Origin of the sequence: Rhizobium rosettiformans (genome assembly GCF_016806065.1) — a bacterium.
Taxonomy (GTDB): domain Bacteria; phylum Pseudomonadota; class Alphaproteobacteria; order Rhizobiales; family Rhizobiaceae; genus Allorhizobium.
Genome location: NZ_CP032405.1, coordinates 2,115,001 through 2,129,345, shown reverse-complemented (window position 1 = coordinate 2,129,345; position 14,345 = coordinate 2,115,001). Strand labels below are relative to the sequence as shown.

Sequence of the window (14,345 nt, the reverse complement as noted above, 5' to 3'; positions counted from 1 at the left end):
AATCTCATTTTGCCATCACCTGTACCGTGCCATCCGCCATGACCGTGCCAGACACGATCGAGCCAGAATCAATGTTGCGGACCTTGACGACCTCGCCGACGGACGCATCGGTCAGCGGCGTGCCACTGGCGCTGATGAGCATGGTGCCAATCGTGAACGTCAGCCGAACGCTGCTTCCGCGCTTGACCGCAAACGCTTCGCGAAGGCCATGGACCGGAATGGTCCGACCGGGGAGCAAGGTACGCTTGGCCACCATGCCGACCACCTCTTCCCTGGTGCGGGCATAGCCTCCGGCCAGATTGGGATTGGTCACGGCAACCACATCGACCTGCTCGGATGCAATGGTTTCGCCGGGATAGATCACCTGCTTGGGGATCACGGCCGTGTTCTGCGCCAGGGCAGTGCCGGCGCCGAGAGCCATGGCGGCGACGGCGAGAGCCATCGCGCGCAAGGCGTGTCCGAATTTCCGGCGAAACCTCATGTTTGCCTCCAGTTGTCTTACTTGAGGTTCTTGCTGACGATCTGAGCCATCTCGTCGGCAGTGGTGATGACCTTGGAATTCATCTCGTAGGCGCGCTGGGCCGAGATCATGTCCGTGATCTCCTTCACCGAGTCGACGTTCGAGGCTTCCAGGTAGGACTGCTTGATGTAGCCGAATCCCGGATCTTCCGGCGCACCCACGATTGCGGCACCCGAGGCTGCGGTTTCGGCAAACAAGTTGTCGCCGAGCGGCTTCAGACCGGCTTCATTGACGAAGTTGGCGATCGTCAACTGTCCGAGGTCGGTATAGTCGGGATCGTTGCCGATGCGAGCCTGAACCTGGCCGGTACGGCTGATCACCACTTCGCTGGCATCCTGCGGGATCGTGATCTGCGGCGTGACGAGGTAACCGTCGATCGTGACCAGCTGGCCTTCGGCATTCATGTTGAATGCACCGGAGCGGCTGTAGAGGGTTGCACCATCAGGGCTTTCGATCTGGAACCAGCCGCGGCCGATGAGCGCGAGGTCCAGTTCGTTGCCGGTCTGAGTGAGCTGGCCCTGCGTGTGAATGTTCCGGACGGCTGCCGTCTGCACGCCAAGACCGATATTCGCGCCTTCCGGCACGATCGCCTGGTTCGCACGGTTCGGCACGCCCTGGGCGCGTTCCGTCTGATAGAGGAGGTCGGAGAACTCAGCACGCGCGCGCTTGAAGCCCGTCGTGTTGATGTTCGCGATGTTGTTCGCGATGACTTCGAGGTTGGTCTGCTGGGCGTCCATACCCGTGGCTGCGATGGCAAGCGCTCTCATAGTTCGGTACCCCTGCTAGATTTGCATCTTTGTGATTTCGAGATAGGCGTTGACGATCTTGTCGCGGAACGCGATCGCCGTCTGGAGCGACTGTTCTGCCTGCATCACGGCATCGACCACCTCGCGGGTGTTCGCCTTGCCCATCAGGCCGTCGAACGAAGTCTGCTCGGCCTGTTTCAGGTTGTTGGCCGCGTCTGCTGCGACATTGCTCAGCGCTGCCATGAAGGTCTCGCCGGTCATCGTGCCGGGCGTCGTGCCCTCGGCAGTCAGGCCCTTGGACGAAAACGAGCTGGACAGTGACTCCAGGCCGCCGATGCCCGACAATGCGCTGGTCTTGGTGATGGATTCGATCATTGCGATGCCTTCAGAAGCGCGATTGTCTGGGAAATGATGTCTCGAGTCTGCTTGATCGTCTGCAGATTGGCTTCGTAAGTCCGATTGGACTCACGCATGTCGGCCATCTCGATCAGGATGTTGACGTTCGGCATCTTGACGATGCCGCGCTCGTTGGCCGCCGGGTTGCCCGGATCGTATTCTTCGATGAAGTCGGCAAGATCGACGCCGAGCTTCTTGACCTCGACGGTCTGTGCGCCGGTTGCGCGATCCAGTTCGGCCCCAAACGTAATCGTCTTGCGGCGATAGGGGTCGGCACCGGGCGTATCGCCCGTGGTGCGCGCATTGGCGATGTTTTCCGATACGATGCGAAGGCGGGTCGACTGGGCTTCAAGCCCACTTCCCGCAACGCGCAGAGTTGCCAGCAAAGGATCAGTCATCAGCGTTTCACCGTCATAAGCATCATGCGATGGAAGGAGGACATCAGCGAGGTGTTGAGCTCGTGATTCCGCTTGATCTCGCCCGTCTTTCTCAGTTCGTCCGAGAGCGCGACCGTGTTGCCTGACTCCTGGATGCCGATCTCGTTGTTGAGATCTTCGTCCACGACGGCAATGTTACGATCGCTGAAGTCGTTGGCAGCCATGTGGCCCGGCTGGGTCACGGCCATGCCCTGCACGGTGCTTGTCCGATCCAGAACTGCACTGAAGGGCGTGATATCCTTGGCCAGAAATTTCGGGGTATTGGCATTGGCGATGTTGGTTGCCACGACCTGCTGGCGCACCGAAAGCCATTCCGCCTGTCGGGATGCCAGCTCGAACAACTCGATGGGATTCATTCACATCACTCCGTCTGTAACTGATCGGAGCCTAGGCGAGTAATCTTGCGTGGGACTTGCCCGCCCCACACCTTCTCAATTGTTTCGAACAATCTCGCCGGTCGACGTGACAATCACCCATTTCCCGTCCCGCTGCTCGAGCGTGGCGACACGGCTATTGTCCGGCAGAATCGAACCCACACGCACGAGAAACATGCCGGACTTGTCTTCGATCAGCGCACGACCATTGGCGACATGCAGGAGACGGAAGCCGCTTTTTCCCGGAAATGGTTGCGCGCTCGGCACATCGAGAGCTTCGGGCTGTTCCCGCCCCAAGGTCGGAACGGTCGCGGTGACGATCTGGTCAACCGCCTCCACCTCGCCCGCGCTATTATCTTCATCATCATCATCATTGTCCACGAGAGCAAGCGGCGACACGCTGAAGACGTTGCGTCCCGGGCCCTCGGGCAGATCACGCGTAGGCCCCCACTCCGCAAGCCGGACCCCGAATTTCCCTTCATTGAAGAAAACGTACCAGGGAAACAGCGCGGCACTGCATGCCAGCGCAATGCCGGTGACGGCCAGAACACGGTCGACGGTCGGAACACGGCGCTTCGCCGAGACCGGTCGCAGCGGAGCCACGGGCTCGTCAGCATCGAAATCGGTCATGGTCATCCCCTTTGTCTCATACCTTGCCCGCCGGCAGCCGCCTTTAGGGCATTGGCCAGATCGGCATAGGCATCCAGTGCCGGTTTCTCACCCGGCGTCTGCTTCAGAATGTCGTAGATGACTGGCACCTGCTTGATGGCCATGTCGAGATCGGGGTCAGAACCATTGCGGTAGCCGCCGATCAGTCGCAGATCTCGAGTTTCCTCGAAGCGATGAATGAGCGCCTTCAGGCGCGACACAAGCTTCTCCTGCTCGGGCGTCCAGGCCTTGCGGGCCAGACGGGATATCGATGTCAAGGGATTGATGGGCGGATAACGTCCTTCATCGGCAAGCGCGCGATCAAGCACGATGTGACCGTCGAGAATACCGCGTGTCGAGTCGGCAATCGGGTCGTTGTGGTTGTCGCCGTCGACGAGGATCGAGATGATCGCCGTGATGGTTCCCGCCCCTTCCGCGCCCGGACCGGCGCGCTCAAGAAGGCGTGGCAACTCCGTGAAGACCGAGGCCGGATAACCGCGAGCGATCGGTGGCTCGCCGGCGGCCGTGGCCACCTCGCGGATCGCGTGGGCAAAACGCGTGACACTGTCGACGATGAAGAGAACGTTCTGGCCCTTGTCGCGGAAGTGCTCGGCAATGGTGATCGCCGTCAGCGGCGCCATCTTTCTGAGCATCGGGCTCTCGTCGCTGGTCGCCACCACAGCGATCGATTTCGCCATGTTGTCGCCGAGCGTGTCCTCGATGAATTCGCGCACTTCGCGACCACGTTCGCCGACCAGGGCGATGACAACCTTGTCGAAGGCATCGGCACGGGCGAGCATGGACAGAAGCGTCGACTTGCCGACGCCCGATCCGGCGAAGATGCCGAGACGCTGACCCAGGCAAAGCGGAGAAAAAATGTCGATTGCACGAACACCGGTCTTGAAGCCGGTTTCCACACGCCGCCGTGTCATTGATGGTGGAGCGGTCGTCGAGATTGGACGCCTTTGGGGTCCCGGCGCCAGCGCCGGGCCGTTGTCGATCGGATCGCCGAGCGCGTTGATGGTGCGGCCACACCAGCTGTCGTCGGGTGCGATGCGGAAAGCACCCTTGCGGATCACGACATCGTGGATGCCGATGGGTTCGCCGGGTTCAATCGGGCAGACGTAACAGACATCCGGCTCGACACGCACGACCTCGCCGAGATGCACGCCCGTCGACGAACGGTGCGCGACGAATTCACCGAGGCGGACATGGCGCGAGAGGCCCGTTACCGTGTAGTGCCCGGCTGCGATGGTGCGAACATGGCCGCCCTGCGTTACGGAATTGGTCGGCCGGGAATAACGCTGCGCCAATGCCGCCAGTTGCCCGAGCTTGGGTGACAGCGGAAATTCGTCTGATGTCGGCGCGCTCATGATTATCCGCTTTCAGGCTTAGTTGCCGCCGCCGAGGACCTTGATTGCCTCGCTCATGGTATTCTCGCTCGAGCTGATCAGGGCACTGATGGCTTCGAAAGCGCGATTGACCTGGATGAGCTGGGTCATTTCACCGATGCCGTTGACGTTTGAGTTTTCGACATAACCCTGCAGGATCGAGACTTCCGGATTGTCGACGACCGGCTGCGGGTTGTCGACGGTGGTCACGCCGCTGTTCTCATATCGAAGGAAGCCGTTGCGCACATCAGCCGTGAAGATGCCGAGCGTGGCGACGACACGACCGTCCTGCATAATCTGACCACTGGCCCCGACTTCCGGCGGACCGCCGACGCGGTTGAGCTGGATCGGCGCACCGCCTGCATCGAGAACCGGGTAGCCGCGGGTCGAGATCAGTTCGCCGGTGTCGGTCATGGTGAAACGGCCATCGCGTGTCAGCACCTGGCCGACCGGTGTATCGATCGCAAACCAAGCGTCACCCTTGATCGCGAAGTCCAGCACATTGCCGGTCTCGCTCAGTTCGCCGCTCTTGGTCGACAGATAGTCGTTGCCCTGGCTCACAAATGCGATTTTCGCATTAAGCTCATTGCCGGTTCGGCTCAGCATCTCGTCGAACTTCACATCCGTCGAGCGAAAGCCCACCGTGTTCACATTGGCCATGTTGTCGGCGATGGTGGTGAGACGACGCTCAAGGGCCATCTGCGACGACAGGGACACATAGATACCGGATTGCACCGCTTCGCCTCCGCAAGTGAATAATATCAGTAAATCATTATTTAACGCAGGATAGCCTACGCTCCATTCCACTCTTCTTGCGGCAAAAGGCTTGCGCGAAACTGTCGAGACGGAACGAGGCCTTAAGAAGCGGGGATACCCAAAAGGAAACCCTGATTCAGCCTCACGCAAGGCAGGTGCCTTATCGCTCAAAGTGAATAGTAACGTTCGGGTACGGGCAAAATGAACATAATCATCGGATTCGTGATCACTCTGGGCTGCGTGCTCGGCGGCTACATGGCCATGGGTGGCAAACTCGCCGTGCTCAACCAGCCGTTCGAGCTGCTCATCATCGGAGGCGCGGGCGTCGGCGGCTTCATCATGGCTAACTCCATGAAGGTCATAAAGGATACCGGAAAGGCTGTTGGCGAAGCCATAAAGTACAAGGTACCCAAGGAACGCGATTATCTGGACGTGCTGGGTGTGCTCTATTCTCTGATGCGTGACCTTCGCACGAAGTCGCGCAACGAGATCGAAGCCCATATCGACAACCCGGAAGAATCCTCGATCTTCACGGCAGCACCGAACCTGCTGAAGAACAAGGAGCTGACCTCCTTCATCTGCGACTATGTCCGCCTGATCATCATCGGCAATGCCCGCAGCCATGAGATCGAAGCGCTGATGGACGAAGAGATCGAGACGATCCTCTACGACAAGATGAAACCCTATTATTCGCTGAACACGGTCGGTGACGCCTTCCCGGCCATCGGTATCATCGCGGCCGTGCTCGGGATCATCAAGACCATGGGATACATCAACGAGTCGCCCGAGGTGATCGGCGGCCTGGTCGGCGCCGCACTGGTCGGCACCATGCTCGGCATCTTCTTGTCCTACTGCCTTGTTAGCCCGCTGATCGCACAGATAAAGGTCGTCCGCACCAAACAGCATCGTCTCTTCATCATCGTAAAGCAGAGCCTGCTCGCCTACATGAACGGCTCGGTGCCTCAGGTCGCCCTCGAATACGGCCGAAAGACAATCTCCTCGCACGAGCGTCCGTCGATCGACGCCGTCGAGCAGGAGATGATGAATCCGGGCGGCGGCGGCGGTGAAAGCAAGGCAGCTTGATCATGACCGAGACCATCACTGAGACAGCCCCCAGCATGGACCGCGCGCTTCTCGCCAAACTCACCGGCGGGCTGGGCGATTCCAAGACCCTGCAGCGCCTGTGCAGCGACTTCGGCCAGCTTTATGTCGAGTTCCTTCCCGACGTCTTCCACAGCGAGACCGGGCTCACCATGCAGGTTCACTATAACGGCCACGAAACCGGCCTGATGACCGACCTGATTGCCGACCTCGGCGACAATGTCTCACTGGCCGACGGGCAATTGCGCAATTGGTCACCGAACTTCGTGCTGGCATGCGGCAACAGCTTCGTCATCACGCTGATGGAGAATCTTCTCGGTGCCCTGCCGGAGACAATCCAGGAGCCGATCGAGCGCCCCCTGTCGCTGATCGAACTTGATCTGGCCGTCATGGTTTTCGACAAGATCGCAAACGTTCTGCGCTCCGGCGTCAATGCGCCCGGCGGGTTCGAGCCGCTGCTCGAAAAGGCTCACAATGCCGAAGACCGTCAGAAGCTAGAAGAAGACCACGTTGACGAATATGCGGTGACGGTGAAGCTCGGCATCACGCTTGGCACGGTCACCTCGGAGTTCTACCTGATCATTCCGCAGAAGGCGCTGCTCAAGACTGTCGTTACAATACCGAAATCGAAAAATCAGGCCGGCAAGTCAAAGAAGGAATGGCAGGAACAGATCTCGGAACAGGTTCGTCGCTCCCAGGTCACTCTGGAAGCCCGGGTCCGGCTCGATTCGCTGACCCTCGCCACCGTGTCGCGCCTCGTTGCCGGCGACGTCATTCCGTTCCACGACAAGGGCGACGTTATGGTCGATGTCAGCGCCAACGGCAAGAATCTCTACCGCTGCGAGTTCGGCCGCGCCGGCGACCGGTACACCGTGCGCGTAAAGGACAATGTGAGCAGCGAAGATGAGATTCTAAAGCATTTGATGAACTAGCAATTTACCGGGGCTCGCCCCACGGCAGCTTGAGGCAAGTTTCAAGAGGAATAATCAATCCATGGCAACGAAGAAGACACCACCGAAGGATGACGACGCGCTGGCGATGCCGGGCGCGAGCGACACCGATTTCGACCAGGCCGTAGATGACCTGCGCGGCGTCCTCAAGGCGGATGCAGACGGCGGGCTCGGCGACTTCGGTTCGGACCTTGGCCTCAAGGACGACCCGCTCGCGGCGTTCGAGTCGGATTTCGGCGGCGGCGCTGCAGCGGCCCCGAGCGATGACTTCGGGCTCGGCGATTTCGGTGGCTCCAGCGATCTCGGTGGCAGCAGCGATTTTGGCGGAACGAGCGACTTTGGCGGTTCCAGCGATTTCGGCGGCGGCAGCGATTTTGGCGGCGGCGCCGACTTCGGTGGAGCCAGCGGCACGCAGCAGGAACCGGGTAGCGGCCTGACCGCCAATCTCGACCTGATCATGGACATCCCGATCGAGGTCCAGATCGTGCTCGGCTCCAGCCGTATGCAGGTCTCCGGCCTGATGAACCTCGAAGAAGGCGCCATTATCGCGCTGGACAAGAAGATCGGCGAACCCGTCGAGATCATGGTGAATGGTCGTCGCATTGCGCGCGGCGAGATCACCGTTCTCGAGAACGACGATACACGATTTGGTGTCAAGCTGATTGAAGTGATGGCGACCAAGACATCCTGACCCATGACGGGCCAGAGAGGACAAGACCATGATGGACTTCGACGATTTTGGCGGCCCCTTAACCGGAAAACCGCTTTCCCAGGCCGATAAGGCAGCCGCCGTGCTGCTGGCCATGGGAAAGGGCGTTGCCGGCAAGCTGCTCAAATACTTCACGCAGGCGGAGCTGCAGACGATCATCGCATCGGCACAGACCCTACGCACCATTCCACCGGATGAACTGACCGAGCTCGTCAACGAGTTCGAAGACCTGTTCACCGAAGGCGCGGGCCTCATGGACAATGCCAAGGCCATCGAGAGCATTCTCGAGGAAGGCCTGACGCCCGAGGAAGTCGATGGACTTCTCGGACGTCGCACCGCGTTCCAGGCCTATGAAGCGTCCATCTGGGACCGTCTGCAGGATGCTGATCCTGATTTCATCGCGCGCTTCCTGATGCGCGAGCATCCCCAGACTGTCGCCTACATCCTTTCGATGCTGCCCTCTTCGTTCGGCGCCAAGGTGCTCCTGAAGCTGCCGGAAAGCCGTCGCGCAGACATTATGAACCGCACGGTGAACCTCAAGAACGTCAGCCCAAAGGCGGCTCAGATCATCGAAAACCGCGTTCACGACCTGATCGCCGAAATCGAAGCCGAGAAGAACTCCACCGGCTCGGCCAAGGTGGCGGAACTGATGAACGAACTGGAGAAGCCCGAAGTCGATACCCTGCTCCAGTCGCTCGAATCGATCAGCAAGGAATCGGTCAATAAGGTTCGTCCGAAGATCTTCCTCTTCGAGGACTTGCTGGCCATGCCGCAACGCAGCCGAGTGCTGCTGCTGAACGACATCTCCGGCGATATCTTGACAATGGCGCTGCGCGGCGCCAGCGCCGAGATCAAGGAATGCGTGCTGGCCTCGATCAGCCCGCGCTCGCGCCGCATGATCGAATCAGACCTGCAGGCCGGAACCGCCGGAATCAACCCGCGGGAGATCGCGATCGCACGCCGCGCCGTGGCGCAGGAAGCCATCCGCCTCGCCAATGCAGGTCAGATTCAGCTGAAAGATACCGAAGGCGGCGATACGCAGGCGGCGTGAGCGGTCACCTCTGTTGAAAACCCGGTCCTTTTGATCACCCGCCGATTGAACCCCAATCGGCGGGTGTCTACGTTCCAGATACCGGCACCTTTCCGGTGGCTGTGGGCGCAAGGCGCAAACGGCGCAATTGACCGGGGCATCATCAATCCCGCCCGGTGCAGCCTCCGAGGATGGCAGCGGCCATGGCCGAAGATGACGACAAAGACAGCAAAACCGAAGACCCGACCGAGAAAAAGCTTCGGGATGCGATGGAGAAGGGAAACGTGCCGAGCTCCCGCGAGGCACCGATCTTTGCGACAGCACTCGGCTTCTATGTCTTTGCCGTGTTCTTTCTCCCCGGCGCGGTCACGCGGCTGGCTCAGTCGCTGAAGGACATCTTCGAGCGCCCAGACCAGTGGTATCTCGGAACGGCCGTCGATGTCGTCTCGCTCTTCACCCATCTCGGTTGGGAGATTGGCGCCTTTCTCGCGCCCATGCTGATCATGCTGATCCTGTTCGGGGTCACCGCCAATGTCGCCCAGAACATGCCCTATTTCGTCCTGGAACGAATCAGGCCCCAAGCGAACCGCATCTCGATCGTCAAAGGCTGGAATCGCATCTTCAGCTCTCAGGGCATGGTCGAATTCGCCAAATCGATCTTCAAGATCATAGTTCTCTCGGCGATCATGGTGTTTGCGCTGCGCAGCGACTACTTCGCCGTCATCGACACGATGTTCTCCGACCCTCAGGTCATTTTCGTCAAGATGTCCGAGATCCTGAACAAGATGATGATCATCGTCGTCATGGCGACGGCGCTGCTGGCAACAGTCGATATCTTCTGGACGCGGTATCACTGGTACGAACAGTTGCGCATGACCAAGCATGAGGTGAAGGAAGAGTACAAACAGGCTCAGGGCGACCCGATCGTCAAGGCCCGCCAGCGCTCCATTGCACGGGATCGGGCCCGCAAGCGCATGATTGCGAGCGTTCCCCGCGCGACGCTGGTGATCACCAATCCGACCCACTTTGCGGTCGCCTTGCGCTATGTACGCGAGGAAAACGAGGCGCCAGTGGTGGTTGCCAAGGGACAGGACCTGGTGGCGCTGAAGATTCGAGAAATCGCCCGTGAAAACGACATCCCCATTTTTGAAGATCCGCCGCTCGCCCGCTCCATGTTTGCGCAAGTCTCGGTGGATAGCGTCATTCCGTCAGTATTTTACAAGGCAGTCGCAGAGCTCGTGCACCGGGTCTATGCGTCCAAGGCCCCCAAGAAACGGATACGCTAGGCCCGATGAAGAAGTGCTCCTATACCAACCAGCGTGAACGCATCGTGGCGGAGGCCATCAGCCCTGTCGCGAGCGAATTGCGCCTTCTGGACGCTGCCGACCTCATTTCACTTCTGCGCTTTGAACTTTACGGAAATCTCTCGGACCTCGTTTCGTCCGCAGCCGAACTCTATTTCCATCCGGGTACCGTCGTCTTCGGCGCCGGTGGCGATTATCGACTCGAATGGGGTGGTCCGCCGGAAGTCGTGCTCGATCTTGAGATCAAGCCGCGCGGCGTCACCATCTATTCGCAGCTCACGCTGACCAACGAGCATGCCGGCCTCGACATCAAGCATATCGCGTTTCACGACACCTCCGGAGATCCGGACGCCAATACGCGGATGCTGGAAGAACGCCTGGAAGAGGCGCGCTTCGTCAAGGGGCAAGCGTCCCCGCTCTACGGATGAGACAGGCTCAGGTGATGTAGCCGAGGCGGATCGCCTTGGCGATCGCCTGAATGCGGTTGACCGAATCAAGCTTGATGGTTGCCGAACCCAGATAGGCATTGACGGTATGCACCGACAGGCCGAGACGTTCTGCGATTTCTTCGCTGATGCGCCCATCGCCTGCAAGCTGCAGGCAGGCGATCTCACGCTCGCTCAAGGTTTCGGATGGTGCCGCCCGGCGCTCGTCCAGCGAGAGGATATCGGTCATCACCTTGTAGCAGTGGCTATGCACAGCAAGGATCAGCTCGCCAGGCAAGTCGGCTCCGCCGATCGTCGGAAACACGACATAGCCGTTCCCGACAGCACCGAGACGCACCGGAAAAGCGATACCGGAATAGGGTAGCAGGCGCTCTGGCAACTGGACCGCAAAGGGCGTGAAGTCCGACGCATCCAGGAAGCTCGTCTTCTCTTCCGCGCTCCAGAGCACCGGCAGCGTCGAAGTCTCGATATGCGCCAGAAGTGCGTCTCCATAGGCACCGATAAAAGCTTCACGGCCGCTGCTGAGGCCGCTGCTCCAGTTCTCGAATTCCGGATCCAGGCGTCGCTTGTGCGGGAGGCTGGCGCCGGCCACGCGAAACGCTGCAAAGCCGCGTGCATTCAAAGAGCGCTGCAGCGACACGAGCTTCGGGAAGATGTCCGAGCGGGAAGTGACGGGGCGCTGGCCTGACCAAGTCGCATCTTCGAGGATGTTTCCGCCTGGTCTGGTTGTGGTGGCCATTCCTGCTCCCTCAAACGAGATTGTTGCGCACCGCATAGGCGATGGCTTCCGAGCGTGTCTTCGTCGCAGTCTTGCGCATCACGCTCGTGATGTAGTTGTTGATCGTGTTGCGCGAGATGCCGAGGATCGTGGCGATCTCGTCGCTGGTCTTGCCCTCTGCAATCCAGAACAGGCATTCCAGTTCACGATCCGTCAAATCAAAGTCGCGGTCGCTCTTGTGCCCCTTGTTGGCCGACAGGCTCAGCGCATAAGCGGCAAGCAAGCCGACTTCCCGCAAGCGCTCGGGCGACAGCACATAGTCCTGCGGGAAGAGCAAAAGCAGAGCGAGACGGGTTCGACCGACATTGAGGGTTACCGTGCAGTACTGACGGCTGGTGCCAGCGGGCACATGCGCATCATCAGGCAGAATGGCATATTTCGGCTGCAGTACCGACAAGCACTTCTCGAGCTCGGTAGACTGGGAGTAGCTCGTTGCCAGTTCGCTCTCAAGACGACGGACGAGATCGAATGGCCAATCCGCAGCTACGACGAAGTCGAGCCCCTCCTCCTGGACAAGATCATAGCGCGCGAGAAGGTGATGTGAGGCGCCGACATAGTCACAGAGAACGCGAAGGCACTGGCCCATGTCGCCCGAGAGCGCCGGGGTCGCCAGCCTTCGGATCAACACGTCCTTCGACGATGAGCCTTTCTGCAGAGGCTCTGCCGAAGAAGCGGCACGCGACCGCCCCTCATTGCCCTCTGTTGTCAGCTCGGCATCCATTCAATGTGCCCCTTTGAAGTGACAGCCTAGCATTGTCGCAGTCTTCGCCACGTCCGAGTGCAGCCGACTCACATACGACCCAATCTCAGACTACCGAATCATGTTCACTGTAAAATATAAAGTGGCAAAGGTCACAGGCATTTGCGGTATTGCGCGACGGGTCCAAGCATGCCCGGCGATGACCTCTGGTGCAACCCCGTATCGTTATGGGACTACAATGCAAAACCGCGCCCGGAGGGCGCGGTTGGTACTCGCTTGTTCTTGAAAATCAGGCGGCGTTGTCCACAGCCCATTTGCGAAGGATCTTGGCGGCGCGCTCTTCCGAGATTTCCACCATGCGCGAGAGGCGCCGCTCCGGACCTTCCTTGACCCGGCGGTTGAAGCCGCCATTCGGGTCGTCGTCCATGGTGAGAAGGTCGTCGGTCGAGTCGAAACCAAAGTCGGACCCGAAGCCGTCCATGAGACCGCCCCCTGCCCCGCCACCGATAGCGGGAGAAAAGTCGGGCAGTTCCAGACCGGCAGCCTGCTCACCGATTCCGCCAGCGAGTGCCGTTTCGGCACCACCGCCACCTGCGGTGCGAATCATCGGACGGATGCCCATCCAGACAATGAGGAAGGCGACGGCAACGAAGGCCAAGGAGTTGATAATCCCGCCGATATTACGGCTCAGGATTTCCATGAAGCCGGGGCCGGTCGCGGATTCTTCGAGCAACTGGTTTTCCAGAAAGTCCATGGCCGTCAGGGTAACGACGTCACCGCGATTGGTGTCGAGGCCAGCTGCAGAGGTCACAATCTTCTGCATCTCGGCGAGATAGGCGTCGATTTTGGCCTGGTCGACGGGCTCACCCACCATCTTGGCGATGCGGCCACGATTGACGACGACGGCAACGGAGAGCTTCTCGACGGTGTAGCTGTTCTTGACCGTCGCGACCGTCTTGCTGTTGATCTCGTAGTTGGTCTGCTCTTCCTTCTTGTCCTGCTCGTCGGACGATTGAGGGCCACCGCCGCCGGCCTCGGGCGCTGCCTGGGGAATGTTCTGTTCTACGGTCGCAGCCGTGTCAGACTGACGCTGGAGAGACTTCTGCTGTTCCTTGGTGACACGAACGGAACGCTCCACACGCGATTCCGGGTCGTAGATCGTTTCCTGGATCTGCTGGCTGTCGGTGTTGATCTGGGCCATGACGCTGGAACGAAAGTTGTCCATTCCGAGGAACGGCGCCAGCGCCTTGTCAATGTTGGTCTCGACTTCGCGCTGAACGGACTGAACGACGCCCAGCGAACGGGAGGCTTCGCCACCCGTCTCGTCACCTGCCGCAAGCAGCTGGCCTGTTGAATCAAGAATCGTCACGTCCTCGACGTCGAGGCCCGGAACAGAGGACGCAACCAGCTGACGAATCGATGCGGCGGCCTTGCGGCCGGCGTCCGACGAAGCGCGGATCATGACGGATGCCGTCGGCTTCTGCTGCCCGCGGCGGAAGTTGCCGATGTCCGGCATGACGATGTGGACACGGGCGGCGGCGATGCCGGCGATCTGCTGGATGGTGCGTGCGACTTCACCTTCCAGCGCGCGGACACGCGTGACTTCCTGCATGAACGAAGTCAGGCCCAGCGAGCCGACATTGTCGAAAAGCTCGTAGCCGGCATTGGCGCTATTGGGCAGCCCACGCTCGGCGAGCAGAAGGCGCGCCTTCCCGGTCATGCCGGCACGCACACTGATGCTCTGGCCATCGGCACCGGTCTGAAAATCGACGCCCGATTCGGCAAGAGCGATGCTGATCTGGTTCATGTCGACCGGTTCGAGGCCGACATAGAGCGTCTCGTAGGAGGGTTTGTTGACGTAGAGTGCGCCTGCAATGATGATCGCGAAGGAAACGACAGCAACCCCGGCCATGGCCAGGATCTTCGTCTGGCCCATCGCCGCGAAATTTTTAGGTATCTGAAGTAATTGATTTAACAGATTCATTCTGTCTCGCACCATCTACAAGGAGGGTCTGGGCGCTTTTGCCCTTGGCGCGACAATAGAAATCGAAACTTGTGC

17 protein-coding genes are annotated in these 14,345 nt (G+C 59.9%); 6 read left to right on the top strand and 11 right to left on the bottom strand.

Annotation, left to right across the window (positions count from 1 at the left end; genetic code table 11):
* Positions 1–4: 4 nt before the first annotated feature.
* From flgA to flgF, 8 genes are all read right to left on the bottom strand, one after another.
* On the bottom strand, positions 5–481 hold the full coding sequence (flgA, locus tag D4A92_RS10255; RefSeq protein WP_203019686.1) for a flagellar basal body P-ring formation chaperone FlgA: 477 nt from the start codon (positions 479–481) through the stop codon (positions 5–7).
* Between the two features lie 17 nt (positions 482–498).
* Positions 499–1,287 (bottom strand): flagellar basal-body rod protein FlgG, encoded by a 789-nt coding sequence (flgG, locus tag D4A92_RS10250; RefSeq protein WP_203019685.1) that lies wholly within the window; start codon positions 1,285–1,287, stop codon positions 499–501.
* 15 nt (positions 1,288–1,302) lie between these two features.
* Complete coding sequence (locus D4A92_RS10245) at positions 1,303–1,641, bottom strand: flagellar hook-basal body complex protein FliE (protein WP_203019684.1); 339 nt, start codon at positions 1,639–1,641, stop codon at positions 1,303–1,305.
* Positions 1,638–2,060: a flagellar basal body rod protein FlgC gene (gene flgC, locus D4A92_RS10240; RefSeq protein WP_203019683.1), complete on the bottom strand. Its 423-nt coding sequence runs from the start codon at positions 2,058–2,060 to the stop codon at positions 1,638–1,640. Before flgC ends, D4A92_RS10245 begins: the two co-directional genes overlap by 4 nt.
* Positions 2,060–2,455 (bottom strand): flagellar basal body rod protein FlgB, encoded by a 396-nt coding sequence (flgB, locus tag D4A92_RS10235; RefSeq protein WP_203019682.1) that lies wholly within the window; start codon positions 2,453–2,455, stop codon positions 2,060–2,062. Before flgB ends, flgC begins: the two co-directional genes overlap by 1 nt.
* 75 nt (positions 2,456–2,530) lie before the next feature.
* Positions 2,531–3,103: a flagellar protein gene (locus tag D4A92_RS10230; protein WP_203019681.1), complete on the bottom strand. Its 573-nt coding sequence runs from the start codon at positions 3,101–3,103 to the stop codon at positions 2,531–2,533.
* Between the two features lie 2 nt (positions 3,104–3,105).
* Positions 3,106–4,494, bottom strand: coding sequence for a flagellar protein export ATPase FliI (gene fliI, locus D4A92_RS10225; RefSeq protein WP_203019679.1), 1,389 nt, complete (start codon positions 4,492–4,494; stop codon positions 3,106–3,108).
* A gap of 18 nt (positions 4,495–4,512) precedes the next feature.
* Positions 4,513–5,247, bottom strand: a complete 735-nt coding sequence (gene flgF / locus D4A92_RS10220; RefSeq protein ID WP_203019678.1) for a flagellar basal-body rod protein FlgF — start codon at positions 5,245–5,247, stop codon at positions 4,513–4,515.
* A gap of 222 nt (positions 5,248–5,469) precedes the next feature.
* Between flgF and motA the strand changes: the two genes are divergently transcribed.
* The 6 genes from motA (at position 5,470) to D4A92_RS10190 (ending at position 10,790) form a co-directional block, all read left to right on the top strand.
* Entirely contained in the window at positions 5,470–6,351 is an 882-nt protein-coding gene (gene motA, locus D4A92_RS10215; RefSeq protein ID WP_203019677.1) for a flagellar motor stator protein MotA, read from the top strand.
* A 2-nt stretch (positions 6,352–6,353) separates the two neighbouring features.
* Entirely contained in the window at positions 6,354–7,301 is a 948-nt protein-coding gene (locus D4A92_RS10210) for a FliM/FliN family flagellar motor switch protein (protein ID WP_203019676.1), read from the top strand.
* Positions 7,302–7,362: 61 nt separating this feature from the next.
* Entirely contained in the window at positions 7,363–8,010 is a 648-nt protein-coding gene (gene fliN, locus D4A92_RS10205; protein WP_203019675.1) for a flagellar motor switch protein FliN, read from the top strand.
* 28 nt (positions 8,011–8,038) lie between these two features.
* Positions 8,039–9,079, top strand: coding sequence for a flagellar motor switch protein FliG (gene fliG / locus D4A92_RS10200; protein ID WP_203019674.1), 1,041 nt, complete (start codon positions 8,039–8,041; stop codon positions 9,077–9,079).
* Positions 9,080–9,261: 182 nt separating this feature from the next.
* The gene (gene flhB, locus D4A92_RS10195) at positions 9,262–10,344 is read left to right on the top strand and encodes a flagellar biosynthesis protein FlhB (RefSeq protein ID WP_203019673.1); all 1,083 of its coding nucleotides are present in this window, start codon (positions 9,262–9,264) and stop codon (positions 10,342–10,344) included.
* A gap of 5 nt (positions 10,345–10,349) precedes the next feature.
* On the top strand, positions 10,350–10,790 hold the full coding sequence (locus D4A92_RS10190) for a hypothetical protein (protein ID WP_203019671.1): 441 nt from the start codon (positions 10,350–10,352) through the stop codon (positions 10,788–10,790).
* A gap of 7 nt (positions 10,791–10,797) precedes the next feature.
* On the opposite strand, the gene visR is transcribed toward D4A92_RS10190, so the two are convergent.
* The 3 genes from visR to fliF form a co-directional block, all read right to left on the bottom strand.
* Entirely contained in the window at positions 10,798–11,547 is a 750-nt protein-coding gene (visR, locus tag D4A92_RS10185) for a transcriptional regulator VisR (protein WP_203019670.1), read from the bottom strand.
* A 10-nt stretch (positions 11,548–11,557) separates the two neighbouring features.
* On the bottom strand, positions 11,558–12,307 hold the full coding sequence (visN, locus tag D4A92_RS10180) for a transcriptional regulator VisN (RefSeq protein WP_203019669.1): 750 nt from the start codon (positions 12,305–12,307) through the stop codon (positions 11,558–11,560).
* 268 nt (positions 12,308–12,575) lie between these two features.
* Positions 12,576–14,270 carry a flagellar basal-body MS-ring/collar protein FliF gene (gene fliF / locus D4A92_RS10175; protein WP_203019668.1) on the bottom strand — a complete coding sequence of 565 codons (1,695 nt, stop codon included), beginning with the start codon at positions 14,268–14,270 and terminating at the stop codon, positions 12,576–12,578.
* Between the last annotated feature and the right edge of the window lie 75 nt (positions 14,271–14,345).